This is a genomic window from Paraburkholderia elongata (assembly GCF_013177735.1).
Lineage (GTDB): Bacteria > Pseudomonadota > Gammaproteobacteria > Burkholderiales > Burkholderiaceae > Paraburkholderia > Paraburkholderia elongata.
This window is the reverse complement of record NZ_WOEZ01000147.1, coordinates 26,302-53,271: the sequence shown is the minus strand read 5'-3', so window position 1 is coordinate 53,271 and position 26,970 is coordinate 26,302. Positions and strand designations below refer to the sequence as shown.

Here is a 26,970-nt window from a genome sequence, read left to right as displayed (position 1 = left end):
AACCTAACATCACCCCTTGATCAACAAAACCACAGCCTGCGCTTCAATCCCCTCGCCACGCCCGAGATAACCCAACTTCTCATTAGTCTTAGCCTTAACATTAACCCGCTCAACCGGCAGGTTAAGATCCGCAGCGATATTAGCCCGCATCCCCTCGATATGCGGCGCCAGCTTGGGCGCCTGAGCCACCACGCTGCTATCCACATTAGCGATAGAAAACCCCGCCGCCGTCACGCGAGCAAAACACTCCCGCAATAAAACCCGGCTATCCGCGCCAGCGAATCTCGCATCGGTATCGGAGAAATGCCGCCCAATATCACCCATCGCGGCCGCGCCGAAAATAGCATCGGTAATCGCATGCAACAACACATCCGCATCCGAATGCCCGAGCAGCCCGCGCTCATAGGGAATCGTCACGCCGCCAATAATCAACGGACGCCCCGGCACCAGCGCATGCACGTCATAACCCTGCCCAATTCTGAAATCCATATGCATTAAGTCCGTTAATTTAAATTTGATTCATCCAGTCAGGAAGCCGGCGACGGCCGGCTCAGAATCGCCTCGGCCAGATCGAAGTCTTCCGGATAAGTGACCTTGAAGTTCCGCAAACTCCCCTGCACCAACTTGGGCGCGTGCCCCAGCCACTCGATCGCGCTCGCTTCGTCGGTCAGATCGTGACCGTCCGCCTGCGCGCGCAAAATCGCCTCGCGCAACATGCCGATGCGGAACATCTGCGGCGTCTGCGCTTGCCACAGACCATCGCGCGCTTCGGTGCGGGCAATCCGCCCGTCGGACGAACCCGAGTCGATCCGCTTCAAGGTATCCGCCACCGGCAAGGCCATGATGCCGCCCACCGCGTCACCCTTCAGTGCGGCAATCAGCGTGCGGATCAAGCCAGGTGTAATGCCAGGCCGCGCGGCGTCGTGCACCAGCACCCAGTCGTCATCATGCGCGCCGAACTCGGCCAGCGCGTGCAACCCGTTCAGCACCGACGCCTGGCGCGAGGCCCCGCCAGAGCGGCGCACGGCGAAACGCAAGCCGCTGAAGCGGCGGGCGTCGAAGTGCTGGTCGTCGGGGGCAATCACGACAAGGGTTTGCGCAAACTCACTGCAGGCGTCGAAAGCCGCCAGCGAGTAATGCAACATGTCGCGACCGGCGACAGTGCGATATTGTTTGGGCATCGCGGCGCCGGAACGGCTGCCGGTGCCTGCGCACGGAATCAGGGCAAATAGACGGGAAGTCACGAGTGCGGATGCCGCGAAGTCAAAGTAAAGGACGGATTTTATAATACGTCCTTCGCATCTACGCCCCGACACGCGTAAACTTGCCGATCACGTGTGAGCCTGAGGCCGCCTTTTCTCTTCTATGCCAGACATCGCCGCAACATCGCAGTACTCCCCGCCCGTCGCGCTCGTCAAGGCCGGCCAGCGTTTTGCCTTCGACGGCACGCACGGCTCGTCCGACGCGCTGCTGATCGCCCGCTACCATCTGGCCTATCGCGAGAAGGTGCCGCTATTGGCGGTCGTCTGCGAAAACGCCGTCGACGCGCAGCGGCTGTCGCTGGAAATCGGCTTTTTCGCGCCCGAGGCACGCGTGCGTTTGCTGCCCGACTGGGAAACGCTGCCTTACGACACCTTTTCACCCCACCAGGACCTGGTCTCCGAGCGCCTCGCCACGCTGCACGATCTCGGCGAAGGCCGCTGCGACATCCTGCTGGTGCCGGCCACCACCGCTTTGTACCGGATGCCGCCCGCCTCGTTCATGGCGGGTTACACGTTTTCCTTCTCGCAAGGTGAGCGCCTCGACGAGGCCAAGCTCAAAGCGCAATTGACGCTGGCCGGCTACGAGCATGTGAGCCAGGTAGTGCGTCCCGGCGAATACTGCGTGCGCGGCTCGCTGCTCGACCTCTTTCCGATGGGCTCGCCGCTACCGTACCGGATCGACCTGTTCGACGACCAGGTCGACTCGATCCGCGCATTCGATCCGGACACGCAGCGCAGTCTCTATCCGGTGAAGGACGTGCGCCTGCTGCCCGGCCGCGAATTCCCTTTCGACGAGGCCGCCCGCACCGCCTTCCGCAGCCGCTGGCGCGAAACCTTCGAGGGCGATCCGAGCCGTGCGTCGATTTATAAGGATATCGGCAACAGCGTGCCCTCCGCGGGCATCGAATACTATCTGCCGCTCTTTTTCGACGAGACGGCGACGCTCTTCCACTATCTGCCCGAAGGCGCGCAACTGGCATTCGTCGGCGATCTGGACGCGGCGATCAAGCGCTTCACCAACGACACCAAACAGCGGTACAACTTCCTGTCGCACGATCGCGACCGGCCGATTCTGGAGCCGCAGCGTCTGTTCCTGTCGGACGAAGATTTCTTTACGTTCGCCAAGCCGTTCGCGCGACTCGTCTTGCCTGCCAATGCGGGGGGCGGCTGGTCAACCCCGCTGCCGAATCTTGCGATCGACCGTCACGCTGAGGATCCGGTCGCGGCGTTACGCGCCTATCTGGACACCACGCCGAACCGCGTGCTCTTTGCCACTGAATCGGCCGGCCGGCGCGAAACGCTATTGCAGTTGCTGGCCGACAATCATCTGAAGCCGGCATCGAGCGACACGTTCCAAAGCTGGCTCACGAGCGACACGCGTTTCTCGCTTGGCGTCGCACCGTTGGCCAATGGCTTTGCGGTGCCCGTCGACGGCATCGCAATCATCACCGAGACGGAGCTTTACGGCCCGCTCGCGCGCCGCGCAGGACGCCGCCGTCAGGAACAGGCGAGCAACGTCGATTCGATGGTGCGCGATCTGTCCGAGTTGAAGATCGGCGATCCGGTCGTGCATTCGCAGCACGGCATCGGCCGCTATATGGGCCTCGTCACGATGGATCTCGGCGAAGGTGAGACCGAGTTTCTGCACCTCGAATACGCGAGCGACAGCAAGCTCTACGTGCCGGTCGCGCAGTTGCACGTGATCTCGCGCTACAGCGGCGCGGATCCGGAAAGCGCGCCATTGCATTCGCTCGGATCAGGCCAGTGGGAAAAGGCCAAACGCAAAGCCGCGCAGCAGATCCGCGACACCGCAGCAGAACTGCTGAACCTGTACGCCCGTCGTGCCCTGCGCGAAGGCCATGCGTTCGCGCTTGAACCCAAAGATTATGTGAAGTTCGCCGAGAGCTTCGGCTTCGAAGAAACACCGGACCAGGCCGCGGCGATTGCGGCCGTAATCGGCGACATGACGAGCGGCAAACCGATGGATCGCCTCGTATGTGGCGACGTCGGCTTCGGCAAGACCGAAGTGGCATTGCGCGCGGCATTCATTGCGGTGATGGGTGGCAAGCAGGTCGCACTGCTCTCGCCCACCACGCTGCTCGCCGAACAGCACACGCAAACCTTTACTGATCGATTCTCTGATTGGCCGGTGCGCATCGCTGAACTGTCGCGCTTCAAGTCGACCAAGGAAGTCAACGCGGCGATCCAGCAGATCAACGAAGGCACGGTCGATATCGTGATCGGCACGCACAAGCTGCTGTCCTCGGACGTGCAGTTCAAACGGCTGGGGCTCGTGATCATCGACGAGGAGCATCGTTTCGGCGTGCGCCAGAAAGAGGCGTTGAAGGCGTTGCGCGCTGAAGTCGATGTGCTCACGCTCACCGCCACGCCGATCCCACGTACGCTGGGCATGGCGCTCGAGGGCCTGCGCGATTTCTCCGTGATCGCCACCGCGCCGCAAAAACGCCTCGCGATCAAAACCTTCGTGCGTCGCGAAGAAGACAGCGTGATTCGCGAAGCGATGTTGCGCGAGTTGAAACGTGGCGGCCAGGTGTACTTCCTGCACAACGAAGTCGAGACGATCGAGAATCGCCGGCAGATGCTTGAAGCGCTCGTGCCCGAAGCGCGCATCGCCGTCGCGCATGGACAAATGCATGAGCGCGAACTCGAACGCGTGATGCGTGATTTCGTTGCCCAACGCGCGAACGTTCTGCTGTGCACGACGATTATCGAAACCGGCATCGACGTGCCGAGTGCCAATACGATTCTGATTCACCGCTCCGACAAGTTCGGCCTCGCGCAGTTGCACCAGTTGCGTGGCCGCGTGGGCCGTTCGCATCACCAGGCGTACTCGTATCTGTTGGTGCATGACCCGCAAGGGCTGACCAAGCAGGCGCAGCGCCGTCTCGAAGCGATCCAGCAGATGGAGGAACTCGGTTCGGGCTTCTATCTCGCGATGCACGACCTCGAGATTCGCGGCACGGGTGAAGTGCTTGGCGACAAGCAATCGGGCGAGATTCAGGAGATCGGTTTCCAGCTCTATACCGACATGCTGAACGACGCCGTGAAGGCGCTCAAGGAAGGCAAGGAGCCGGACCTCACCGCACCGCTTGCCGCGACCACCGAGATCAATCTGCACGCGCCCGCGATTCTGCCCGCGGACTATTGCGGCGACGTGCAGGAACGTCTGTCGCTCTACAAGCGCCTCGCTAATTGCGAACACAACGATTCGATCGACGGCATTCAGGAAGAGTTGATCGACCGCTTCGGCAAGTTGCCGCCGCAAGCGCATGCGCTCGTCGAGACGCATCGTCTGCGGTTGGCGGCCAAGCCTTTGGGCATTTCGAAAATCGACGCGGGCGAAACCGTGATCGGCTTGCAGTTCATCCCCAACCCGCCCGTCGACGCGATGCGGATCATCGAGATGGTGCAGAAACACAAGCACATCAAGCTCGCGGGCCAGGACAAGCTGCGTATTGAAACGCGCAGCCCGGATCTGGCCGTGCGTGTGGCGACGGTGAAAGAAACCTTGCGCGCACTCGGAACGCCCAGTCGCGGCACTGCGGCCACGGTTGCTGCGCGCTAACGCTCATGCTGCGGTGCGCAAATGCGCACCGCAGCATACGGGTGCGGTTTTTTTGGGTATGATCGAAAGACTCAAATGCTGGAGTCTTGTCATGTCTCACGTCGCTGAAACAGCGCAGTCCACGAAAGCGTCCGCCTCTGAATCGAATTCTTCCTCGCCTGCTTCGGTCCCTGCAACGCTCCCTGCCTCGCTTCCCTGGGTCACCCGTCTCGTGTCGATGGACACGGTGAGCCGCAATCCGAATCTCGGACTGATCGAAACCGTGCGCGACGAATTGCGCGCCGTCGGCATCGAAGCCACGCTCACCCACGACGCAAGCGGCAAATGGGCCAATCTGTTTGCAACCATTCCCGCGCACAACGGCGAGACGAACGGCGGCGTGGTGCTGTCGGGCCACACCGACGTCGTGCCTGTAGACGGTCAGCAATGGGACAGTGATCCGTTCAAGCCGGAAATTCGCGGCGATAAACTGTACGGCCGAGGCACCTGCGACATGAAAGGCTTCATCGGCGCGGCGCTAACGCTCGTACCCGACATGCAACGCACCAAGCTTGCCAAGCCGATTCACTTCGCCTTCTCGTTCGACGAGGAAGTGGGCTGTGCGGGCGCACCGCTCCTGATTGCCGATCTGATGAAGCGCGGCGTGAAGCCGGATGGCTGCATCGTCGGCGAGCCGACCAGCATGCGCCCCATCGTGGCGCACAAAGGCATCAACACGTATCAGTGCTGCGTGCGCGGCCAGGCAGCGCATTCGTCACTCACGCCGAAGGGCTTGAATGCCATCGAATACGCCGCGCGTTTGATCTGCTACATCCGCGACATGGCCGATCAATTCCGCGCGCAAGGCCCGTTCGACGAGCTGTACGACGTGCCCTTCACCACGGCGCAAACCAGCACGATCATCGGCGGCAATGCGATCAATACGGTGCCGGCCGAATGCAAGTTCCAGTTCGAATTCCGCAATCTGCCCACGCTCGATCCTGAACCGATCTTCGCGCGTATCGATCAATACGCGCGCGAAACGCTGCTGCCGAAAATGTTGCGCGAGCATCCATCTGCGGCCATTGAGATTACGAAGATCGCCGCGGCGCCCGGCCTCGATTCGTCTGAACAGGCCGCGATCACACAACTCGTGCGCGCGCTGACCGCCGACCAGGACAAGCGCAAGGTCGCGTACGGCACTGAAGCCGGGCTGTTCTCGCTGGCGGGCATTCCGAGCATTGTGTGCGGCCCCGGCGACATCGAGCAGGCGCACAAAGCCAACGAATTCGTGGCGCTGGATCAGCTCGTGGCGTGCGAACGTTTCCTGCAAAAATTCATTCACAGCATGTCGGTGGAGGCACACGCGCACTGAAACTGACCGCCGCAAAAATAGTCTTAGCCATATCGACGAAAAACACACCCACGCCATGTCAACCGCCACGCCGCAACACACTGACCATACGATCGACGGCGAGCCGATCCCCACACTCGACGACATCGCCACGCAGCACTTTGCGTTGACGCCGTGGGTGACGCGAACGCCGGTGTTCGACCGGCTCGACTTTCCGTCGCTGGAAGGCACGGTTGTGAACTTCAAGTTCGAGTTGTTGCAAGCGGGCGGCAGCTTCAAGGCGCGCGGCGCGTTCACCAACCTGCTCGCGCTCGACGAAGCGCAACGCAGCGCGGGCGTCACCTGTGTTTCGGGCGGCAATCATGCGGTGGCGGTCGCCTATGCGGCGATGCGTCTTGGCATCAGCGCGAAGGTCGTGCTGTTTCGGGCGGCCAATCCGGCGCGTGTGGACTTGTGCAGGCAATATCGCGCCGACATCGTGTTCGCGGAAAACATTGCCGAAGCATTCGAGCTGGTGCGCCGTATCGAGGCGGAGGAAGGCCGCTACTTCGTGCACCCGTTCAACGGTTATCGTACCGTGCTGGGCTCGGCCACGCTCGGCTATGAATGGGCCACGCAAACGCCCGACCTCGAGGCGGTGATCGTGCCGATCGGTGGCGGCGGTCTCGCTGCCGGCGTGGCCACCGCCATGCGGCTCGCGAACCCGCGGGTGCATGTGTACGGCGTCGAACCGGAAGGATCGGATGCGATGGGCAAAAGCTTTGCGGCCAATCACACGGTCAAGATGGGCCACATGCACACCATTGCCGATTCATTGGCGTCGCCGCATACCGAGGAATACAGCTACGAGTTGTGCCGCCGTCATATCGACCAGCTCGTCACCGTGTCCGACGACCAGTTGCGCGCGGCCATGCTGACCTTGTTCGGACAACTTAAGCTAGCCGTGGAACCGGCCTGCGCCGCCGCCACTGCAGCGCTACTCGGACCGCTGCGCGAAACGCTGCAAGGCAAACGCGTAGGCGTGCTGTTGTGCGGCACCAATACTGACCCCGTCAGTTTTGCGGCGCATATCGAACGGGCGCGCCATAGCCAGTCACAGTTTCCAGAATAAAACCGATCCTCTCTTTCCCTGCCAAAAGACTAGCCTATCCGTCTCAGATTGGTATGATTCGGCTATCGACTTCTGGGAGGAATGTATATGAGCATGATTAAGGAATTCAAGGAATTTGCCCTCAAAGGCAACGTGATGGATCTCGCCGTCGGGGTGATTATCGGCGGCGCATTTTCCACCATCGTCAATTCAATTGTTAAAGACCTGATCATGCCGGTTGTCGGCGTTGCCACCGGCGGCCTCGATTTCTCCAACAAGTTCGTTCGCCTCGGCGATATCCCCGCGAGCTTCAAAGGCAGTCCCGAGTCGTATAAAGACTTGCAGACGGCAGGCGTGGCAGTGTTCGGTTATGGCTCGTTCATCACCGTGGCCATCAATTTCGTGATCCTCGCGTTCATCATTTTCCTGATGGTCAAGTTCATTAACAATCTGCGCAAGCCGGCTGAAGCCGCGGCGGCAGAGCCGCCGCCGACGCCCGAAGAAGTCGTGCTGCTGCGTGAAATCCGCGATTCGCTGAAAAACTCAGCGCCGCGCTAAGGTGCCCAAATTAAGCCACCCGCGTTAAACCACCTTCACCGCATTACGCATTACGCATTCGCACCGGCACATTAGCCAGCGCGAATAAAAAAGGCCTGTTGCGAGAAAATCGCCACAGGCCTTTTTCATGCCGCGCGCAAATTACGCCGACCCAGTCGACGGTGCGAACACACTAAGCGTCCTTTTCCGCCTTCAGACTCAACGCGCTTTCGATCATCGTTTCGAGCTGTCCGAAATTGACAGGCTTGGTCAGATGCGAAGTAAAGCCCGCGCTCAGGCAACGGCGCACATCGTCATCAGTACCGAAGCCGGTCAACGCGACCGCCGGCACATCCGAATGCTCGCGGAACGCTTTGACGAAATCAAGGCCGGTGCCATCGGGCAAGCCTACATCGCTGATCACCAGATCGAAGGTCTGCGACTGGGTGGCGGCCAATGCGTCGTCTACACGGCCCACCGTGGTCACGTCGTGCCCCAGGCTGCGAATCAGCTGCGCCATCACCTCGGCGGTATCCACGTGGTCTTCGATCAGCAAGATGGCCAACAGGCCGGGAGCACGCACCTCATCAGGCGCTGCAACGGGCGTTAATTCCGCAGGCGCGGCGGCGGTCGGCAGCGTGATCGTGAAAGTCGCGCCGCAGTGCGCGCCCGGGCTCTGTGCGATCACCGTGCCGCCGTGCACATCGGTCAGTGCCTTGGTGATCGCGAGACCCAGGCCCAAGCCGCCGAATTGCCGCGTCATGTTCTGGTCGCCTTGCTCGAACGCGTTGAACAGTTTGCCGATCTGCTCGGGCTCGATACCGATGCCCGTATCCTCGACCGAGATCTGCACGTGCATGCGTTCATCTTGCGTGCGCACGTAGATATGGCCACCGTCCGGCGTAAACTTGGCGGCGTTGCGAATCAGGTTCCACAGCATCTGTTGCAGCCGTGCGCGGTCGGCGAGCACGTAATGGTGCTGCGCGTTCTTGTAGACATGCACGTCCTGCTGCTTGACCTGGATCTCACTGCGAAAGAGTTCGAGCACGCTGTCCATCACCTCATGCACGTCGACGGTTTCGAGCGACAGGCGCAGCTTGCCGTTCGCCACGCGCGTGAGATCGAGCAGGTCGTCGATCAACCGCGCTTCGAGTTCGACGTTGCGGCGGATCATGCGCACGCTCGCGCGTGCCTGATCGGGCAGATCCGGGATCATCTCCAGCACACTGGCGCCCGCCAGCACAGGCGTGAGCGGCGTGCGCAATTCGTGCGACAGCATGGCGAGGAAGCGGTCTTTCGCACGATTGGCTTCTTCAGCGATCTGGCGGGCGGCCTGCTCCGAGGCGAGCAGCCGTTCGCGCTCCTCGATCGCCTCGCGCTGGGGATGAATATCCGTGCAACTGCCGAACCATTTGCTGACATTGCCTTCGGGATCACGCATGGCGACCGCGCGGATGTCGAACCAGCGATAAGCGCCATCGTGGCGGCAAATCCGCAGTTCGTGCCGATAATCGGCGGCGCCGCTCGTCACCGCCTTGAGCCAGGTGCGGCGAATCTCTTCTCGATCGTCGGGATGCACCGCGTCGAGCCACGCGAGACCGTACGAACTGCTTTCCGCCAACCCCGTGTAGTCGAACCACTGCTTCGACAGGAAATCGCAATCGCCCGCGGCGTTGCAGGTCAGCACGAGGTGCGGCAAGGCCTCTGACAAGGTGCGGTAATGCTGTTCGCGATCGCGCAGCAGCAAGGCTTCGTCCGAGGCCTTCTGCAAACGCACCTGAGACAGCACCCGGTCCACCGCTTCGGGCAGGTAATCAAGGTAGTCGCCGGATTTCGGCACCACATCGGATACGCCCGCGCGCAACGCTTCGATCACGCGGGATTCATCAGTGAAACCGGTCACGAGGATGGCGGGGATCCGCACACCTTCCGCCCGCAAGCGGCGAAAGAAGTCGAGGCCGGTCTCTGGCCCGCTGAGCTGGTAGTCGAGCACGAGCAGGTCGGGTGCCCCCGCGGCAAGCCGATCGCGGGCCGCTTCGACACCGGCGCAGATTGCAACCCGGCAGCCGGCACGTTCGAGCGACTTGCGCGCGAGCCGCAGGATGCCTTCGTCGTCATCGACGACCAGCACATACGCGGCGGGCTGCGTGGACACTTCTTCGGTCATGCGGAATCTTCTCTGGCTAGGTCTGGTTCTGGTGTGGCTATCTTGTCATGGGCCGCTTTCGGAGCGCCTTCACATGAACTTTCCGTCACGGCGCGGCCAGCCGGTGGCCCGGCGGCAGCTTGACAACCTGCAGGAAGAAACCGAGACGGCGCACGGCTTCGATGAACGCGTCGTATTCGACCGGCTTGGTGATATAGACGTTACAGCCCAGTTCGTAACAGCGCGAGATTTCGCGCGGATCGTCGGTCGTGGTCAGCACGATCACGGGCACCGCGGCGGTCTGTGGCGAATCCTTCAGACGCCGCAATACCTCGAAGCCATCCACGCGTGGCATTTTCAGATCGAGCAGCACGACGAAATTCGTCAGATCTTCGCGAGGCGGGTAAGGGCTGGCCGCAGGGTCCGCCGGCGCTGGGCCGAAGAAGTAATCGAGTGCCTGCTGGCCATCGCGAAAGCGCACGAAACCGTTTGAAATACCGGCACGCCGCAGATTGCGCTCGACCAGCGTGGCGTGGCCGTCGTCATCTTCGATCAGCACGATACTCACTGTTTCCCCCTGACTCATATGCCCTCCGTGCTGACGATCCGTTTTTGCATAGTGCTTTTAACTGTCCCCACAGTGCCTCCTCACGCCTGTCCCAACTCAATTGCGCGCAGGCTGTTCCGGCAACACGACGAAAAAGGTCGATCCCGCGCCTTCCGCCGACTCAACCCAAACGCGCCCCCCGTGCCGTTCCACCATACGCCGCACCACCGCGAGGCCAACGCCGTCTCCGTTCGCGACGTCGCCGTGCAAACGCTGAAACGCCCGGAACACCTTCGACATATATGCCGCTGGAATCCCGAGGCCGTTGTCGCGCACATAATAAGTGCGCGTGCGCAACGCGCGCGGCTCCGTCTCGTCGACCGGTTCCGGCTCCGGTTCCAGCGCACCGATCTCGATGCGCCCATTGCGCGCCGGGTCGAGATAATTGAGCGCGTTACCGACCAGGTTGCTGAAAATCTGTTCGACCGCGCCCGGGTCGCCCCATGCGGGCGGTAACTCGCGCACCGTGACCACCGCCGCACGCTGCCTGATCGCATCCTGCAGCGCGTCGACCACGCGCCCCACCACCCGTCCGACGCTCACCCGCTGCCACTGGTATTCGAGCCGGCCGGCACGCGAAATCCGCAATAGCGCGTCGATGATCGCTGCCGCCTGCGTCACCGCGGCGCGTAGATATTGCAGAGACTCACGCACGTCGCCGTCGAGAATATGCACCATCCGCCGATGCTCGGCCTCCGGCAGTCTCGCTGTCTCGACAATGCTGCCCAGTTCGTCGCACGACACCTGCAATTCTTTCGAAAAGCCTTGCAGATTCACCAGCGGCGAGCGCAGATCGTGCGACACGCTGTAGATGAACATTTCGTTGTCTTGCGTCTCCTGGCGCAGTTCTTCGTTGACGCCCGCCAGTTCCCGCGCGCGCGCCTCGAGCCGCGCTTTCAGCGTGGCCTGCTCGCCGTCGGCCTCGCGCAGGCGCGCGCCCGTCTGATGCAGCACCGTGTCGAGCGCGGCAATTTCGTCGTTGCCGGACAGCGGCGGCGCGAGCTCCCGCCCGCGGCCCAGACGTTCGGCGTTGCCCGTCAACACTTCCAAGCGCCGACCGATGCTGCGCGCAAACACCACGGCGGTGACCGCCCAGATCAGCATCGACCCCAACACGGCGGCGATCAGCGCATATTGCTGACGTTCGTGGCGCCGCGCCAGCGCCGCGCTGCGCTCGGCGTCGAGCCGCGAGGCCTCGCTACTAAACTCAGCGAGCTGATTGCGAAACAGCCCGATCTGCTGGGGGAGCGCGCCCTTGTCCAGCGCGACAAACGAATTCAGGTTGTGTCCGGCGTGCAGAGTCTGCGAGATCGTGGCGGCCTGCGCGCGATACGCCTCGATCGCCTGCTGCATCTTGTGCACGCGCTCGACCTGCTGCGGCGTATCGGCCACCAGCGTTTCAAGGTTCGAAAGCCGGTCGCCGAGATCGACCCATACGGTATGGCGGTCGATAAACGACGGATCGCCGACGACCATGCCCGTGCGGACCCGCGCGGCCTGACGCAGCAGCGGATCGACGATGGCCGACGACTGATAAAGGATCTGCTTGCTGTTGCTGACCCACTGCGCGGCCTGCGCTGTTTGCTCCTGGGTATCGAAGACGACGCCCAGAAGCGCCAGCTCGACCACGCTCGGCACTGCAATCAGCAGCAGACCCTTGGTGAATAGTTTCATATTCGCCCGAAGGGTCGTTCAAGCTGCCGCGTGCTTGCCAGTCCTGCACCGCAACGGGCCGCCCGCGTGGTGAGGCGAGGCGCTTGGTCCATGCAGGACTGGCAAGCAAGCCGCGGTGCAGCCGGACGGGCCATTATCGACGTGAATGTGAGATATTTCAACGTAGCGGCAAGATGCGCTCGCCCACACAAAAATGACTTTTTTATTGGTACGAGATGTTTTTTCGGCGGCGCGTGCGTCTATGATGGAAACAGATGTGCTGGGAAGCGAAAGCGCGCGGCGAGGCGGTTCGGCATGATTCGTGCGGGAGGTGGTGGAACGGCGTAGACGCCGAATCACCGTGAATCCGGCCTTGTCGTATGCTATAAAAGATCGACGTGCGGCGCGCGAAGCCGGGAGTTGTCGCATGAGGACGCTGCGTTTCTTGCAATTCTTTTTCAGGCGAATTTTTATGTCCTTCCCGAAAAAGCGTAGACGCGCGAAGGTGGACGGCGATGAGTCGTTCCTCGCGGTACTACGGCATTTCAAGCCGTTCAGTCAGCTCGACACCAAAATTGCGCGTGCTCGCGCGCAGGACGAGCCGGTGCTCTATGCACATGTGCTGCCCGGGCTCGACGTTCTCCTGTGCAGCGTACGAGGCGCACAGCCCCCCTATCCCGCGCCCGCCGAATTGCGGCGGCGTTGTATCGAATCCATTACCAATGCGTTGGAGCAGCCGCTCGATGGGCTCGAGAACGGCGGGTATTGGTATGAAGCCGATGGCTTTGGGTTCCTGGTCTTTGCCAGCCGGGCTAGAGGCAAGATCCTGGCGGAGTTTGGCGCCACCCGCGTTGGCGGCGCCCGGCGAGGCGTTCGCAGACAGGATGCTGCGGGGGACGCCGCGCCGCGCTCGTTAAGGTAGTTCTTTTCTTTACTTGTTCGCCGGTGCACCGTCGAGGGAAATAGCCGGTTTAGGCTGCTGCTTCACGCCCGGCGGCGGTGCGGTCGGCACCTGGCGAACCTGCGACAGCAACTGCCCGCACGGCAGCGGTTTGTTATTGCTAGGCGCAAGCAGCGGAACCAGCGCTGCAAACGGATTGATCAACCCGAGCCCGATCACGGCGCCGCCTCGCAGCGCCAGCGCGGTGGCGTTCACCCCCACGTGCGGATCCTTGAACGTCCCCTTTACATACAGCGGCGAGCGCAGCGAAAACACCCGGAAGCCCTTGGTATGCGGATGCACGCCAAGATCCATCGATTCGTCGCGCAGGTTCACATTGCCGTCGATGTTGATCACCGCGTCGTCCGTATCGAGCGCGAAGACGCGCGAATCCAGCACGCCGTTCGTCGCGACAAAATCCGCCGCCGCGCAGTTGATCTTTACGTCGCGATTGTCAAACAGCTTTTCATAGACCACGTTCGCCACGTTCAGTCCCGCGGCTTCCATCAGCAGGCGGCTCACCGTCCCGTCCGTGATCAGGGCCTTCACCTCGCCGTTTGAAGTCGCCGCCAATGCCGCCGGCGAATTACCGGTCGCGGTCAGCGCGGCGTCGCCGTTGATTTCGCCGAGCGCGTTCTGCATCGTCTTGAAGTTCGGGAACAACTGCTTGAGCTTCAGATGCCGCGCCGACGTCGCGAAGCGGCCCTTCAGCGGCGTCGTGCTGCCGTCCAGATGAATATCCGACGACAGCGAGCCGCCCGCCACGCCGAACTTCAGCGGCTCGAGCGACAGCACGCCGTCGGTCATCACGACGTGTGTGTACAAGTCTGTGATTGGCAGGTTGGTGTCCTTGACGATGCGGCGCCCCGTGAACTTCACGTCGGCGTCGATCGCCTTCCAGCGGTCGGTGCGGAACTCTTCCACGGGCAGCGCTTTGTTGCTCGGCTGCGCCGTCGCGTCGCCGCGCTTCGCCTTACTGGCTTTCGAGTCCGCGCCGATTATCGGCGCCAGATCGGCGAATTGCAGCAGATGCGACACCAGTTCGCCCTGCAACAGCGGACGCGGCTCTCGTGCCGTGTAGGTCAGCGAGCCATTCAGATCGCTGCCGCCCACCCGGCCCGTAAAATTTTCATACTTGAAGACGTTGCCGCCAGACTTGAACTGGCCGACGAGGCGCCCATCGGTCGCATACGGCGGCGTGTCGGGCAAGGTCACGCCCGTTAGCGAATACAACCGCCCGAGGCTATTGCCTTGCAGCCAGAGGCGCAAATCGATCGCGGCAAGATGCGCCGGATCGGTGATCGTGCCCACGAGGCCGACGTGCAGATCGCCTGCCTTCACATCGGCCTGCACCGGGAACGGCCGGTTCGCGTCCTGCAACGCCAGCACGCCGCCGACCTTGCCGCTACCGGACACCGCCGTCTTGTTGTAGATACCCTTGACGGTCCAACCGATCGCGTAAGGCGGGATGGCCGGCTTCGCGCCGTTCTCCGTGCCCGCCTCGCTGGCGCTCGACGCCGAGGCCACCGCCGCGCCGCTTGCACCCTCGCTTGCACCGTTCACTCCGCCGGCAACCGGCGCCCCCGACGCGCCATTCGCCACTGCCGTGCCCGAAGCGGCGATCTCCGTCGACGAAGCGCCGGAAGCCGCCGCCGCAGCTTCCGATGCGGCCTGCGCGTTAGCCTGTGCGGCGAGCTTGTTCGCGCCCGCCTTGCCGACCGCCTCCGCCGACGCGCTGCGCGACGCCGCCTCCTGCTGCTTCATCGCCTCGCCAATCGGAATCGGCTGGCCAAGCGTATCGATGGCCACCTGCATCTCGATCTTCTTCTGCTGATCGGACAGCGCGATATTGCCCTTGGCAAATGCGATGTCGTGAAGATCGAGCTTCCATTCTGAAGGCCCGCTGGGAGACGCCAGTTTGAAGGTCCAGTTGTTGCGCCCATCGAGCAGTCGTTCGAGGTCGACCGACGGATTCACGAGATTGATCGCGGGAATCACGATGTCGTGCGCGAGCAGCGGCAGCACCTTGACCTCGAAGTCGATTTCATCGAGCGTCGCGAAGTGCGGCTGTTTGGTCCAGTCGGGATTGCCGAGCGCGATATTCGCCGCCGAAAAACGCGGCCAGGGCACCCAGCCGCGCCAACCGGTCTCGCCGACCGGATGCTGCCACCCCACTTTCAGATCGCCGTTGATCGCGAACGGCCGGCCGATCGCCTGCGTGACCTTGTCGTTGATATAAGGCCGGGCCCGGTTCCAGTCAAAGGTCAGAATGAAAACTGTCAGCGCGACAATCAGAATGACGATGATCGCCACCAGCCATGCGATGATTTTTCCCATCCGCCTTCCAATCGTGCTCGGTACTGCCATCGAGAAGCTCCGCCTTTGTTCTTCGTTGTGCATTAGGACAGCACGTATCGTGCCTGGTGGTATTGTCTAATAGATGTCGTTTTATCATGCCGCACAGTTCGGGCACAGCTTGCCTGCCATGGAAAACGTCAATGAATGTCATGGCGGCTTCCGAATCCATGCAAAAACCACCACGATCCCACTCATGACCGATGTTCCCTTCGTCCTCGCCGACGGCATCGCCCGGCGCGACGCCTTGCGCGGGCAGACACTGCTGCAACCGACGACCTTCGCTCTGCGCGCCGGCGACCGCGTCGCGGTCACCGGGCCGTCGGGCTCGGGCAAGAGCGTGTTTCTGCGCGCCCTCGCCCTGCTCGATCCGCTCGATGCGGGACGCATCATGTGGCATGGCGCGCCGGTCGAGCGCGCCGCCATTCCGCGTTACCGGCGCAACGTCGCGTATATCCGGCAGCGGCCGGCGCTGCTCGACGGCAGTGTCGAAGACAATCTGCGTTACCCGTTCGAATTGCGCACCTATCGCGACGTGCGCTTCGATCGCGCACGCGCGGCGAGCCTCGCCGCTCAAGCCGGCCGCGGCGACGATTTTCTCGACAAACGTGCGAGCGAATTGTCTGGCGGAGAAGCGCAGATCACCGCGCTGATTCGCGTGCTGCAACTCGCACCCGAAGTGCTGCTGCTGGATGAACCCACTGCGTCGCTCGACCCGGAATCGTCGCGCGCGATCGAGGCTTTGGTGCACGCGTGGTTCGCAGCCGACCCCGGCCGGCATGCATCGATGTGGGTGTCGCACGATCCGGCGCAAGCGGCGCGCATGAGTGCGCGGCACCTCACGATGCGCGCCGGTGTGCTCGACGAATCCGCGATGACGCCCGCGCATCAGGATCTCGACCAATGACATTGCAAAACCTGAGTCTCTGGGACGTTGCGATCGCTGCGTTGCTGATCGTGGTGAACGGCGTGGTGTCGGTGGCGCTCAAGCTCGATCTCGAACGCAAGCTCGCGTGGGCGGCGGTGCGCACCGTCGTGCAGTTGCTGGCAATCGGCTATGTGCTCGGCTGGGTGTTCCGTTACGACCACTGGTTCGTGGTGCTGCCCCTGATGGTCGTCATGACGCTGATCGCCGGCTTCGCGGGCGCGCAGCGTGGCAGCCGCACGTATGCCGGCCAGCGTGCCGACAGCGTGCTGTCGATCTGGGTCAGTTCGTGGCTGGTGGCCGCGGTTGGACTCTTCGTCGTGATCCGCATTCACCCGTGGTACGAGCCGCAGTACGCGATTCCGATTCTCGGCATGATCCTCGGCAATACGCTGACCGGCGTGTCGCTCGGCATCGAACGGATGACCGAGGAACTGACCGCGCGGCGTGACCGTGTGGACATGGCGCTCGCGCTCGGCGCGACCCGTTGGGAAGCGGCGCAGGCACCGGCGCGCCAGGCGGTGCGCGCGGGCATGATGCCCACGCTGAATCAGATGGCCGTGGTCGGCGTGGTGAGTTTGCCCGGCATGATGACCGGGCAGGTGCTGGCTGGTCAGTCGCCGTTGCAGGCGGTGCGCTATCAGATCGTGATCATGTTCCTGATCGCGGCGGCGTCGGCTTTGGGGACGGTGGGCGCGGTGCTGCTCACGTACCGGCGGCTGTTCTCGGCGGAGCACCGGTTTCTGTCGGCGCGGCTGGTGGAGCGGGCGACGGCGCAGCGTTGACGGGAGCAAACAGATGCGCAGTGCAAGCGTCGGCTTGCGTATCGGCAGTGGCGGCACCGGCCGGCGAGCACCACCACCGCCCTCTTATCACGCACCTCTCACCGCGCAACCCTCAACGTTTCGCGGTGACCGCCACCTCGGTGCCGTCATTGAGCGTCAGCGTTTTCGTGCTGCCATTGGTCGGCATCGTAAAACGCACAATCTGGCTGACGGCCACGTTGTTCGGACACTTGAGCGTTTTGCCGCCGCTCGTTACCGTCTTCACGCCGTGCGGCGTCTGCGCCTGAAAGCTCAATTGCACGGACGCGGTGCCGTCACTCGCGACGACCGGCGCAAAGCGGATCTGCGTCTGACGAATCATTGCCCCGTTGGCATCGGTCGGGAGCGACGAATAATTCGGGCAGCTATCCGTCGCGGGCACGGGGCCGCCCGGCGGCACGGTTTTCCACGTGAAGTCGTCCGATTCGCCGGAGCGGATCGTGCGCGTTTCCTGTGAATTGCCGAACTGTTTCGACGTGACGCGGACCGTGTAGCGGATCGGACCGTCGAGGGCGGACTGCGACGTCACCGTGATCGGCGTGGCCGCGTGAGCCGCCGTCACGAGCATGCCGGGCGCGAGAGCGCATGCGAGAGAAGCGACAACTGAAACGGCGGAGAGTTTGAAGCTGGAGCTCATACTGTCACCTCGTTGTTGTGCCGCTGCGCGCTCGCTTAAGCGCTACCCGCCGATGCACCGCCTGACCGAAGCCTGATTGATGCCTGGTTAAAACCTGGTCAATGCCTGGTTGAAGCCCGGCCAGACGAGCCGCGAGACACGCAACTGTTTGAGCGTGATGCTCCACCAGTCTACCGCCAAGCGGCGCCGCGCGCGCTTCATACGAATCGGGTGTTAACCCGCTTGCAATGAGGCGCTTTCTGCGCGTGCGATCTGACAGAACCGCCAACCTCTGTGCAAACCCTGCGCGGTTTAGAACCCCGTCAGGACCAGTTTGCCGATCGCGCGGCCCTCTTCGAGCAGTCGATGCGCCCGGCGCAGATTCTCGGCGTTGATCTTGCCGAGCTCCTGGCCGACCGTCGTGCGCAACGTGCCCGCATCGACGAGACGCGCCACTTCGGTGAGCAGCTTGTGCTGCTCGATCATGTCCGACGTGCCGAACATCGAACGCGTGAACATGAACTCCCAGTGGAACGCGGCGCTTTTCGCCTTCAGCAATTCGACCGGCACCGGCTGGCTGTTTTCGACGATTGTGCAAATGCCGCCCTGCGGCTTGATCACTTCAGCGGCTGCCGGAAAATTCCTGTCGGTATCGTTGAAGATCAGCACGTAATCGACCTGGTCGATGCCGAGCTTTTTCAACTGCGCGGGCATATCGCCGAAGTGATCGACGATATGATCCGCGCCCAACTCCGTCGCCCACTTCGCCGATTCAGGACGCGAGGCGGTCGCGACCACTTTCAGCTTCGCAAGTTGTTTGGCCAGCTGGATGCCGATCGAACCGACCCCGCCCGCCCCGCCGACGATCAGCACAGTGCGGCCTTCGTCCGCGCCTTGCGGCGACACGCCGAGGCGGTCGAACAGCGCCTCCCAAGCCGTGATCGCGGTCAACGGCAATGCGGCTGCGTGCGTGAAATCAAGCAACGCCGGCTTGCGCCCGACAATGCGCTCGTCGACCAGATGGAACTCGCTATTCGCACCCGGCCGCGTGATGCTGCCCGCGTAGAAAACGGGGTCGCCGACCTTGAACAGCGTGACGTCCGGACCGACCGCCACTACCGTGCCGGCGGCGTCCCAGCCGAGTACACGCGGCGCTTTCTCGACGGTGTCTTTCGGGGCGCGCACCTTGGTGTCGACCGGATTGACGGAGATGGCTTCGACCTTCACCAGCAGGTCGCGGCCGGTGGCTTCAGGTTGGGGAATGTCGACGTCGACCAGGGACTCGGCTTGATCGATCGGCAAATAGCGATGGAGACCTACGGCTTTCATCAAAGCTCCTGTTCTTTCAGATGAGGTTGAGAGACCGGCGATCGTTGCCGACGGCGCCTCGCGCCATGCGGCGCAATCGATCGCATTGACGTCATCCTAAGGCGGTTCTTATTCTCATAAAACCATCATAATGGCTGAAACATCTTTTTGAATTTCAGAAGAATGGACCATCCCGACGATCTCGCAAAACGCGCTGCAAAACCCGCCATACAACCGGCAGTAAAGCCCGCGTCCGGCGAGCGGGAACGACTCGATCTGCTCGACATCGCCCTGTTCGTGCGAGCCGCCCTGCTCGCCAATGTGTCGGCGGCCGGCCGCGAATTCGGGCTGTCGGCGGCGGTGGCGAGCTCGCGCATCGCACAGTTGGAAAAGCGCCTTGGCGCGCGACTGCTGCACCGGACCACCCGCCGCATCAGTCTCACGCAGGACGGCGAAGTGTTCATGACACGCGCCGAGGCGCTGCTCGACGCGGCCGATGCCGCACGCGCCTCGGTGGGCCGCGCGCAGGCCGAGCCGCAGGGGCGCTTGCGGGTGTCGATGCCGTCGTCGTTCGGGCGGCAGCACATATCGCCGGTGATCAGCGAATTTCTGCGCCGCTATCCCGGCGTGAGCGTCGATCTGCGACTGACGGATCAGGTGGTCGATCTGGTCGATGCGGGTATCGACGTGGCGATCCGCGTCGGCGTGCTCAAGGATTCGTCGTTAGTGGCGCGGCGCCTGGCCGTGAACCGCCGCGTGCTGTGCGCCGCGCCCGCTTACCTTGCCGCGCGCGGGACACCACACCATCCTTCGGACCTCGAACAGCACGAATGCATGATCCTGTCAGACCAGCGCGACTGGGCATTCGTGACGCCGGCCGGTCCGCTCTCGGTACGCGTGAGCGGACGCCTCGTCGTCGACAACGGTGAAGTCATTCGCGATGCCTTGCTGGCTGGTTTCGGCATCGCGCTCAAATCGACCTGGGACGTGGCGCCGTATCTGCGTAGCGGCGAACTGGTGAGCGTGCTCGACGCCTACCCGCTGGCGGAAAATGTGGCGATCTGGGCGGTCTACCCCAGCCGTGCGTTCGTGCCACCGAGGACGCTCGCTTTCATCGAATTCCTTGCTGCGCATTTCGGCGATCCGCCTTATTGGGATGCGGAGCCGGAATGAGTGCGGCGCGGCGCCACGCCGGCTGCCACGGGCATCGGCTGTAAGTCTCGCTTCATGTCAGCAAAAGATACGGCGTGTGCGTGCTTGTCAAGCGCCGCTCGCCGGCTCAAGTTCGACCGGTACCGCTGCGAAGCCGCGAAACCGCACGCGTCCGCCGCGCGTCGGTTCGCCGTCGAGCCGATACGCCGGAAAGCGCTGCACGAAGCGTCCGATGGCGATGCGCGCCTCGAGTCGCGCAAGCGACAACCCCGCACACTGGTGAATGCCGAAGCCGAACGCCAGATGCCGGTTCGGACCGCGGCGGATGTCGAAGCGGTCTGGTTCCGCGAACTGCTCGGGGTCGCGATTGGCCGCGCCGATGCACAGCGTGACGGGCGTACCGCGTGCCACCGCGACGCCGCCGACCTCCGTGTCGACAGTTGTCATCCGGTTGCCCAATTGATTCGAGCTCTCGAACCGCAAACACTCTTCGATCGCCGACTCGATCAGCGACGGGTCGCTCAGTAGCGCGGCACGCTGCTCCGGCCAATCGGTGAGCGTAACGAGACCGTTGCCGATCAGATTCGTGGTGGTCTCATGACCGGCGTTCAGGATGAAGATACAGTTTTGCAGCAGCTCCGCTTCCGACAACTGCTCGCCGCCCTGCTCTCCCTGGATCAGGCGCGTCAGCACGTCGTGCTGCGGATCGCCGGGTTCGCGCCGGCGCCGCGTCACCAGATCGCGCAAATAGTCGACAAATTCGCTGACCGAGCGGTTTCCCCGTTCGAGTTGCGCCTCGTTCAGCGACGGCTCAAGCGCGCCGAGTATCGCCAGCGACCAGTTGCGCAACGGTTCGCGCTCAGCGTGCGGCACATCCAGCAGATTGCCGATGATCTCGACCGGGATCGCCGACGCGAACTCGCCGATCAGATCGATCCGGCCACGCGCCGCGGCAGCATCGAGCAAGCCATCGACGAGGCGGATCAGCCCCGGCTCCATGGCCGCGATCGCGCGCGCCGTCAGCGCGCCGGCGATCAGTTTGCGCACCCGCGTATGACGCGGCGGATCGTTGAAGACAAGACTGGTGGTGTGATGGGTGTAGAGCGGCGAGTCGCCGTACTTGGGCCTGAATTCGACAGTCTTGTCGGAACTGAACGTTTTCGGGTCGCGGTAGACCGTCTGCACGTCGCGAAAACGCGTCAGAAAGAGCGAGCCGTCCGGCATGCGTTTGACTGGTTCATAGGCACGCAGCGCGTGATAGACAGGATATGGATCGGCATAGAACGCGGGGCTCAGATGGCGCAGATCGAATTCGCGCGCAAGGGTGGACGCGTCGCTGCCGGTCGCGGGGGTCATGACTTGTCTCCGTGGTGGTGCGCCTCGTCGCTGGTGCCAATGCGTGCCGTGTGCGGTGTGCAGCGCGCCTCATAGGCGCGGCGGGCTCGACAGGCTCGATGGACTGCGGGGCATCGTTCGAAGCGCCAGTATGACGCGGGCGCTTGATGATTGCACGGTGGATTGCCTCGCGGGCTACACGGCGGGCTGCGTGGCGAACAGGTTGTCGTCGGGCCGGTAGCCTGCCATCCGGTTGTCGGCCGCCCCGGCGGGCCGCATGCCGCCGAACCGTTACAATGACGGGATTTTCCGCGCGAGCCGCGCGCCCGTCCTTTTCTGCGTCAATGCGTCGTCCATGAACCTCGTCATCCAAAGCACTGCGCCCCTTTCCGTCGACCACCACAAAACGCTCGTCGCGCTCGCGCGTAGCTCGCACGCCGCCGTCATCGACGCGAACGCGATTCGCATCGCCGACGCGAAGATTGCGCAGCGCGCCGACCTCGAGGTTTATTGCAGCACGCATCAACTGGACTACGCGTTTGTCGAACCTAGCCGAAAGCTGCGTGACTTCGGCCTTGTCGCGATGGACATGGACTCGACGCTGATCACGATCGAATGCATCGACGAGATCGCCGACTTCTGCGGGTTGAAAGCAGAAGTTGCCGCGATCACAGAAGCGTCGATGCGCGGCGAAATCAAGGACTTCAACGAGAGCCTGACGCGCCGCGTGGCACTGCTCAAGGGACTCGACGCCGGCGCGCTCGAACGCGTTTATGAAGAACGGCTGCAACTCTCACCGGGCGCCGAACAGATGCTGGCCGGCGCGAAAGCGGCCGGCTTGAAAACGCTGCTGGTGTCCGGCGGATTCACGTTCTTCACCGAAAAGCTGAAGGTCCGGCTCGGTCTCGATTTCACGCGTGCAAATACGCTTGAAATCGTTGATGGCAAGTTGACCGGCAACGTACTCGGCGAGATCGTCAACGCCGACGTGAAGGCACGCACGTTGCGCGAGACGTGCGCCCAACTGGGCATCGAGCCGACCCGCGCGATTGCGATGGGCGACGGTTCGAACGATCTAAAAATGATGGCCGCTGCGGGACTTTCCGTAGCATTCCGCGCGAAGCCGGTGGTGCGCGACGCAGCCAGCGTGGCGTTCAACCACGTTGGGCTGGATGGGTTGCTGCGACTGTTCTGAAGCTTGAGTGCGCTGGCCGGTGCAATGGCGGCCAGCGCCTGTACGAGAATTATTTGTTGAGATGGGCAATTAGGAACATGCCCAACATGGAGATTCCAACGGCTCCGATCACGACGTTAGTCCACTTCAGAACACGGGCGTAATTTTCGTCAGATTCCAGAAACGTGAATAGTTTATGCATGAGGGCCTCCCAAAAGGAGATCAGTATAAGAGCTGCGTTATCTAAAAAATCTAAATCAGGTGCACGTGTAGGATTGCAGACAGAGTAGCTGCAAGAGATGTTGCAAGAATCGAAGTCGCTATTGCCACACGCGACAACGCCCGCGTAGCAAACCGTTTCTGCCTGTCACGAATGCATGTGGCCGTCTGATCATGACGTGCATTGACCAAAGACGACATCACGATATTCGAACAGGCGAATGCCAGGATGCAGAATCCAGCAATGGCGCCCTCCAGCACAGGCACCGCGCCACGCCCCAACTCCAGCGCAGTCACCGCCTCATAAACCGCGGCCGCGCACGGCCCGATCGCACACCAGAACAGTTGGCCGTCTTTCACCGATGCGGCGATCAACGTCTTCGCGACGCGCCAGCCGTGCGTGGGTGCAACGAGCGCTAGCGTAAAGATCGGGCCGACAATCGGCACGCCAAGATTCAGCAACATCCAGAAAAATAGATTCATCGAAGCTCACCATTGTGCAGTCACCGTTAGTCAGGATGTGCACCATCGTAGCGTCGAGATCCGGCCTCGACCATTCGGCCGAATGGTTAGGCTTACTGGCTATCTTGACAAAAGAAAAAACCCATCAGGAACACGTCCCGATGGGCTTTCTCAATCTTCAGCAATCCAGCTCAGGCGCTTAACCCAGCGCCACCAGACACTGTTCGATATCCGCGCGCAAATCCGCCTCTTCTTCCAGACCGATATAGAACCGCACTAACGTACCGCGATACGGCCATTGACCTTCCGTGCGCATCGAGGCGACGTCGTAGGGCATCGCGAGACTGTGCGCACCGCCCCAACTCCAGCCGAGCGAAAACAGCTCGAGCGACTCGCAGAACGTGTCGATTTGCGCCGCACTGTAACGTGCGTCGAACACCACTGAAAACAGTCCGCCCGCCCCCGTAAAGTCGCGCTTGAAAAATTCGTGCCCCGGGCAGTCAGGCAACGTCGGGTGCAAGACCGCGGCAATTTCCGGGCGCGTCTTCAGCCAGGTGGCGAGGCCGAGTGCTGCACGGTCATGCTGTTCGAAGCGCAGTTGCATGGTCGGTAGACTGCGAAGAATCAGCGAACAGTCATCCGCCGACACGCCGATACCCATGCGCATGCGCGCAGCCTTCAGCTTCAGATGCAGTTCGCGATCGACGGTGATCGTCGCGCCCATCAGCACGTCGCCGCCACCCGATTGGTACTTGGTCAACGCCTGCACCGAGACATCGACGCCGTGGTCGAACGGCCGGAAACCGAGCCCTGCCGACCAGGTATTGTCGATCGCCGTGACGACCTTGCGCGCGCGCGCCACCGCGGTGATGGCGGGTACATCGGGCACTTCCATCGTGACCGAACCGGGTGCTTCGAGCCAGATCAAACGCGTATTCGGCTGGATCAGATCGGCGATCCCCGCGCCGATCATCGGATCGTAATAGCGCGCCGTAATTTCGAAATCGCGCGCCAGCCAGTCGCCGTGGTCGCGGTTCGGCGAGTAGACATTATCGGGAATCAGCACGTCGTCGCCGGCCTTCACGAGGCCGAAGTACACGTTCGAAATCGACGACAACCCCGACGGCTGCAACAATGCGTGATTGCCGCCTTCGATAGTGGCAAGCCGCTGCGCCAGCGCGAGCGAAGTCGGCGTGGCGTGCAGGCCATAGCGCCATTGCGCGTCGTTTTTCCAGTCGAGCGCGCGCATGGTCGCGAGATCGGGGAACACGACCGTCGATGCGCGTGTGACCGGCATCGAGAAAGATTCGAAGCCCGGCGTGAGTTGGTCTTCGGCACGCACGATGCGAGTCTGCAGGCCGCGTTTGAGTTTGGATTGGGTCATGGTGTAGGTAGGCTTCAATCGCCGATTTGCAGGTTGCTAACCCCACCGACGGCGTGACCATTGCTCGTCGCCGAGGCGGGCGCTGCTGCGCTGCCGGCGGACGGCTGCGGCGCGGCGGCAGCCTTGACAGCGGCCGAGCCGGCACCCGCTGACGCAGCCGGCACGGCCTGCCCCGCTGCCAGTGGTTTCAGATCGAACGGCTGCGGGTCGGAATCGTCGACGTTCATCCGGTCGCCCGCCACCGAACCGTCGGCGGCAAACTTGCCCACCCAGTTGCCGGTGATATGCGTGCCGTCGTTCGATTCTTCGACTTCGAGCGTATCGCCATCGCGGTCGCCCGCGATCAGGATCACCTCGCCGGAATCGGTGTACTGATACTCGCCGTGCACGCCGGCGGGGTCGTCGGTTTTCGCGCCGAGCCGCAGCACGATCTGACGCGAGCCCAGCATGCCGGCGTAGCGCGGAAACTTCGCGAATTCGGGGCTCGGCTTGAGCGGCAACTGAATCGGCGGGGGCGCCGCCAACTCCTTTACCGCGTCGCTTTCCGCCCATGCCTGCGCGGGCAGCACAGCGCCGGCACACAGCAATGCGGCCACGCTCACTACGCCTCGAAGGAAGTTCCCCTGGGGGACTGCCCAACCGCGCCGACGCATCGCGCCCTTCATCGCTTTCGATTCCTGCATCCGTTCTTTCCTTATCGCCCGATACCGCTCAATACTGGTTTGCTACCCGCTTACTGCCGGGCTTCGTTCGGCGGGGAGAGTCGACGCGTTGCGTTGCGTCGCGACGAGTTTCCCCACCTCGGCCTCAAATCCGTTCGAAGATCGCCGCGATGCCCTGGCCGCCGCCGATACACATCGTCACCAGCGCATAGCGGCCGCCGACCCGCTGCAATTCATACAGCGCCTTGACGGTAATCAGTGCGCCGGTCGCGCCGATCGGGTGGCCGAGCGAAATGCCCGAACCGTTCGGATTGACCTTGGCCGGATCGAAACCGAGTTCCTTGCTCACCGCGCACGCCTGAGCGGCAAACGCTTCGTTCGCTTCGATCACATCCAGATCGGCGACCGTCAAGCCGGCTCGCTCGAGCGCCTTGCGCGTCGCCGGCACCGGGCCGATGCCCATGTATGCCGGATCGACACCTGCATGCGCGTACGAAACCAGCCGTGCCAGCGGCTTGATGCCGCGCTTTTCAGCGACGCTGCGTTCCATCAGCACGACCGCCGCAGCGGCGTCGTTGATGCCCGACGCGTTGCCGGCCGTCACCGTGCCGTTCTCCTTCGCGAACACCGGCTTCAACTTGGAGAAGTCTTCTGCCGTTGCGTTCATGCGCGCGTGCTCATCCGTATCGAACACGACGTCGCCCTTCTTCGACGGGATCGTGATCGGCAGGATCTGGTCCTTGAAGTAGCCGCTCGTAATCGCGTTGGCCGCGCGGCGATGCGATTCTAGCGCGAGCGCATCCTGCGTTTCGCGCGAGATCTCGTACTTGCGTGCGACGTTCTCGGCAGTCACGCCCATATGGATCGACTGGAACGGGTCGTTCAGCGCACCGACCATCATGTCGACGAGGCGCGCATCGCCCATGCGCTGACCGAAGCGCGCAGCCGGCATGGAATACGGCGCGCGGCTCATGTTTTCGGCGCCGCCGCCGATCGCGATGTCGGCGTCGCCGAGCAGCACGCTTTGCGCGGCCGAGACGATGGCCTGCAAGCCCGAGCCGCACAGTCGGTTGACAGTCAACGCGGGCGCATGTTGCGCGACGCCGCCGTTGATCGCCGCCACGCGGGCCAGATACATGTCTTTCGGTTCGGTATGCACGACGTTGCCGAACACCACGTGGCCGACTTCGTCGCCCGACACGTTCGCGCGCGCCAGCGCTTCACGCACGACGCGTGCGCCGAGATCCGTCGGCGGAAAATCCTTCAGACTGCCGCCGAAACCGCCGATTGCCGTACGCACACCGCTTACCACCACTACGTCCCGTTCCATCGCTCGCTCCTCTCTTTAGTCATCAAGATGATCTTGCCTTGCCGGGCTGCGGGGCACGCCTCGCAGCGCG

General features: G+C 62.7%; 22 protein-coding genes. 9 read left to right on the top strand and 13 right to left on the bottom strand.

Going from position 1 to position 26,970, the window contains the following annotated elements; genetic code table 11:
• Window positions 1-9: 9 nt before the first annotated feature.
• Together ispF and ispD are read right to left on the bottom strand one after the other, a co-directional pair.
• Entirely contained in the window at window positions 10-489 is a 480-nt protein-coding gene (ispF, locus tag GNZ13_RS26995; protein WP_172170276.1) for a 2-C-methyl-D-erythritol 2,4-cyclodiphosphate synthase, read from the bottom strand.
• 38 nt (window positions 490-527) lie between these two features.
• On the bottom strand, window positions 528-1,244 hold the full coding sequence (ispD, locus tag GNZ13_RS26990) for a 2-C-methyl-D-erythritol 4-phosphate cytidylyltransferase (protein WP_172170274.1): 717 nt from the start codon (window positions 1,242-1,244) through the stop codon (window positions 528-530).
• Window positions 1,245-1,365: 121 nt separating this feature from the next.
• Here ispD and mfd point away from each other — a divergent pair, with 121 nt between their 5' ends.
• The 4 genes from mfd to mscL all read left to right on the top strand — a co-directional run bounded on the left by mfd (window position 1,366) and on the right by mscL (window position 7,829).
• Entirely contained in the window at window positions 1,366-4,848 is a 3,483-nt protein-coding gene (gene mfd / locus GNZ13_RS26985; protein ID WP_172170272.1) for a transcription-repair coupling factor, read from the top strand.
• Between the two features lie 91 nt (window positions 4,849-4,939).
• Window positions 4,940-6,202 carry an acetylornithine deacetylase gene (gene argE / locus GNZ13_RS26980; RefSeq protein ID WP_172170270.1) on the top strand — a complete coding sequence of 421 codons (1,263 nt, stop codon included), beginning with the start codon at window positions 4,940-4,942 and terminating at the stop codon, window positions 6,200-6,202.
• A gap of 55 nt (window positions 6,203-6,257) precedes the next feature.
• Window positions 6,258-7,292 carry a threonine/serine dehydratase gene (locus GNZ13_RS26975; protein ID WP_172170268.1) on the top strand — a complete coding sequence of 345 codons (1,035 nt, stop codon included), beginning with the start codon at window positions 6,258-6,260 and terminating at the stop codon, window positions 7,290-7,292.
• A gap of 87 nt (window positions 7,293-7,379) precedes the next feature.
• Window positions 7,380-7,829: a large conductance mechanosensitive channel protein MscL gene (gene mscL / locus GNZ13_RS26970; protein ID WP_172170266.1), complete on the top strand. Its 450-nt coding sequence runs from the start codon at window positions 7,380-7,382 to the stop codon at window positions 7,827-7,829.
• A gap of 172 nt (window positions 7,830-8,001) precedes the next feature.
• Here the strand turns inward: mscL and GNZ13_RS26965 are convergent, their stop codons facing one another.
• The 3 genes from GNZ13_RS26965 to GNZ13_RS26955 all read right to left on the bottom strand — a co-directional run bounded on the left by GNZ13_RS26965 (window position 8,002) and on the right by GNZ13_RS26955 (window position 12,235).
• Window positions 8,002-9,975, bottom strand: coding sequence for a hybrid sensor histidine kinase/response regulator (locus GNZ13_RS26965; protein ID WP_172170264.1), 1,974 nt, complete (start codon window positions 9,973-9,975; stop codon window positions 8,002-8,004).
• Window positions 9,976-10,060: 85 nt separating this feature from the next.
• Window positions 10,061-10,540 carry a response regulator gene (locus GNZ13_RS26960; protein ID WP_172170262.1) on the bottom strand — a complete coding sequence of 160 codons (480 nt, stop codon included), beginning with the start codon at window positions 10,538-10,540 and terminating at the stop codon, window positions 10,061-10,063.
• Window positions 10,541-10,618: 78 nt separating this feature from the next.
• On the bottom strand, window positions 10,619-12,235 hold the full coding sequence (locus GNZ13_RS26955) for a sensor histidine kinase (RefSeq protein WP_172170260.1): 1,617 nt from the start codon (window positions 12,233-12,235) through the stop codon (window positions 10,619-10,621).
• A 406-nt stretch (window positions 12,236-12,641) separates the two neighbouring features.
• Here GNZ13_RS26955 and GNZ13_RS26950 point away from each other — a divergent pair, with 406 nt between their 5' ends.
• The gene (locus tag GNZ13_RS26950) at window positions 12,642-13,136 is read left to right on the top strand and encodes a hypothetical protein (protein WP_172170258.1); all 495 of its coding nucleotides are present in this window, start codon (window positions 12,642-12,644) and stop codon (window positions 13,134-13,136) included.
• Between the two features lie 9 nt (window positions 13,137-13,145).
• On the opposite strand, the gene GNZ13_RS26945 is transcribed toward GNZ13_RS26950, so the two are convergent.
• Entirely contained in the window at window positions 13,146-15,521 is a 2,376-nt protein-coding gene (locus GNZ13_RS26945; RefSeq protein ID WP_236002200.1) for an AsmA family protein, read from the bottom strand.
• Window positions 15,522-15,705: 184 nt separating this feature from the next.
• Here GNZ13_RS26945 and GNZ13_RS26940 point away from each other — a divergent pair, with 184 nt between their 5' ends.
• Both GNZ13_RS26940 and GNZ13_RS26935 read left to right on the top strand, forming a co-directional pair.
• On the top strand, window positions 15,706-16,416 hold the full coding sequence (locus GNZ13_RS26940; RefSeq protein WP_172170256.1) for an ABC transporter ATP-binding protein: 711 nt from the start codon (window positions 15,706-15,708) through the stop codon (window positions 16,414-16,416).
• The gene (locus GNZ13_RS26935) at window positions 16,413-17,219 is read left to right on the top strand and encodes an ABC transporter permease (protein WP_172170254.1); all 807 of its coding nucleotides are present in this window, start codon (window positions 16,413-16,415) and stop codon (window positions 17,217-17,219) included. Before GNZ13_RS26940 ends, GNZ13_RS26935 begins: the two co-directional genes overlap by 4 nt.
• A gap of 112 nt (window positions 17,220-17,331) precedes the next feature.
• On the opposite strand, the gene GNZ13_RS26930 is transcribed toward GNZ13_RS26935, so the two are convergent.
• Together GNZ13_RS26930 and GNZ13_RS26925 are read right to left on the bottom strand one after the other, a co-directional pair.
• Window positions 17,332-17,895 (bottom strand): DUF6013 family protein, encoded by a 564-nt coding sequence (locus GNZ13_RS26930; protein WP_172170252.1) that lies wholly within the window; start codon window positions 17,893-17,895, stop codon window positions 17,332-17,334.
• Between the two features lie 291 nt (window positions 17,896-18,186).
• Window positions 18,187-19,203 (bottom strand): zinc-binding alcohol dehydrogenase family protein, encoded by a 1,017-nt coding sequence (locus GNZ13_RS26925; protein WP_172170250.1) that lies wholly within the window; start codon window positions 19,201-19,203, stop codon window positions 18,187-18,189.
• Between the two features lie 162 nt (window positions 19,204-19,365).
• Here GNZ13_RS26925 and GNZ13_RS26920 point away from each other — a divergent pair, with 162 nt between their 5' ends.
• Window positions 19,366-20,355, top strand: coding sequence for a LysR family transcriptional regulator (locus GNZ13_RS26920; protein WP_236002199.1), 990 nt, complete (start codon window positions 19,366-19,368; stop codon window positions 20,353-20,355).
• An 87-nt stretch (window positions 20,356-20,442) separates the two neighbouring features.
• On the opposite strand, the gene GNZ13_RS26915 is transcribed toward GNZ13_RS26920, so the two are convergent.
• On the bottom strand, window positions 20,443-21,690 hold the full coding sequence (locus GNZ13_RS26915; RefSeq protein ID WP_172170248.1) for a cytochrome P450: 1,248 nt from the start codon (window positions 21,688-21,690) through the stop codon (window positions 20,443-20,445).
• Window positions 21,691-22,024: 334 nt separating this feature from the next.
• On the opposite strand from GNZ13_RS26915, the gene serB reads away from it, so the two are divergent.
• Window positions 22,025-22,864, top strand: coding sequence for a phosphoserine phosphatase SerB (serB, locus tag GNZ13_RS26910; protein WP_172170246.1), 840 nt, complete (start codon window positions 22,025-22,027; stop codon window positions 22,862-22,864).
• A gap of 231 nt (window positions 22,865-23,095) precedes the next feature.
• Here the strand turns inward: serB and GNZ13_RS26905 are convergent, their stop codons facing one another.
• From GNZ13_RS26905 to bktB, 4 genes are all read right to left on the bottom strand, one after another.
• On the bottom strand, window positions 23,096-23,545 hold the full coding sequence (locus GNZ13_RS26905; RefSeq protein ID WP_172170244.1) for a hypothetical protein: 450 nt from the start codon (window positions 23,543-23,545) through the stop codon (window positions 23,096-23,098).
• Between the two features lie 178 nt (window positions 23,546-23,723).
• A complete protein-coding gene (locus GNZ13_RS26900; protein WP_172170242.1) occupies window positions 23,724-24,908 on the bottom strand; it encodes a cystathionine beta-lyase in 1,185 nt (394 codons plus the stop codon).
• Window positions 24,909-24,922: 14 nt separating this feature from the next.
• Window positions 24,923-25,591: a hypothetical protein gene (locus tag GNZ13_RS26895; RefSeq protein ID WP_172170240.1), complete on the bottom strand. Its 669-nt coding sequence runs from the start codon at window positions 25,589-25,591 to the stop codon at window positions 24,923-24,925.
• A 124-nt stretch (window positions 25,592-25,715) separates the two neighbouring features.
• Entirely contained in the window at window positions 25,716-26,900 is a 1,185-nt protein-coding gene (bktB, locus tag GNZ13_RS26890) for a beta-ketothiolase BktB (protein ID WP_172170238.1), read from the bottom strand.
• Between the last annotated feature and the right edge of the window lie 70 nt (window positions 26,901-26,970).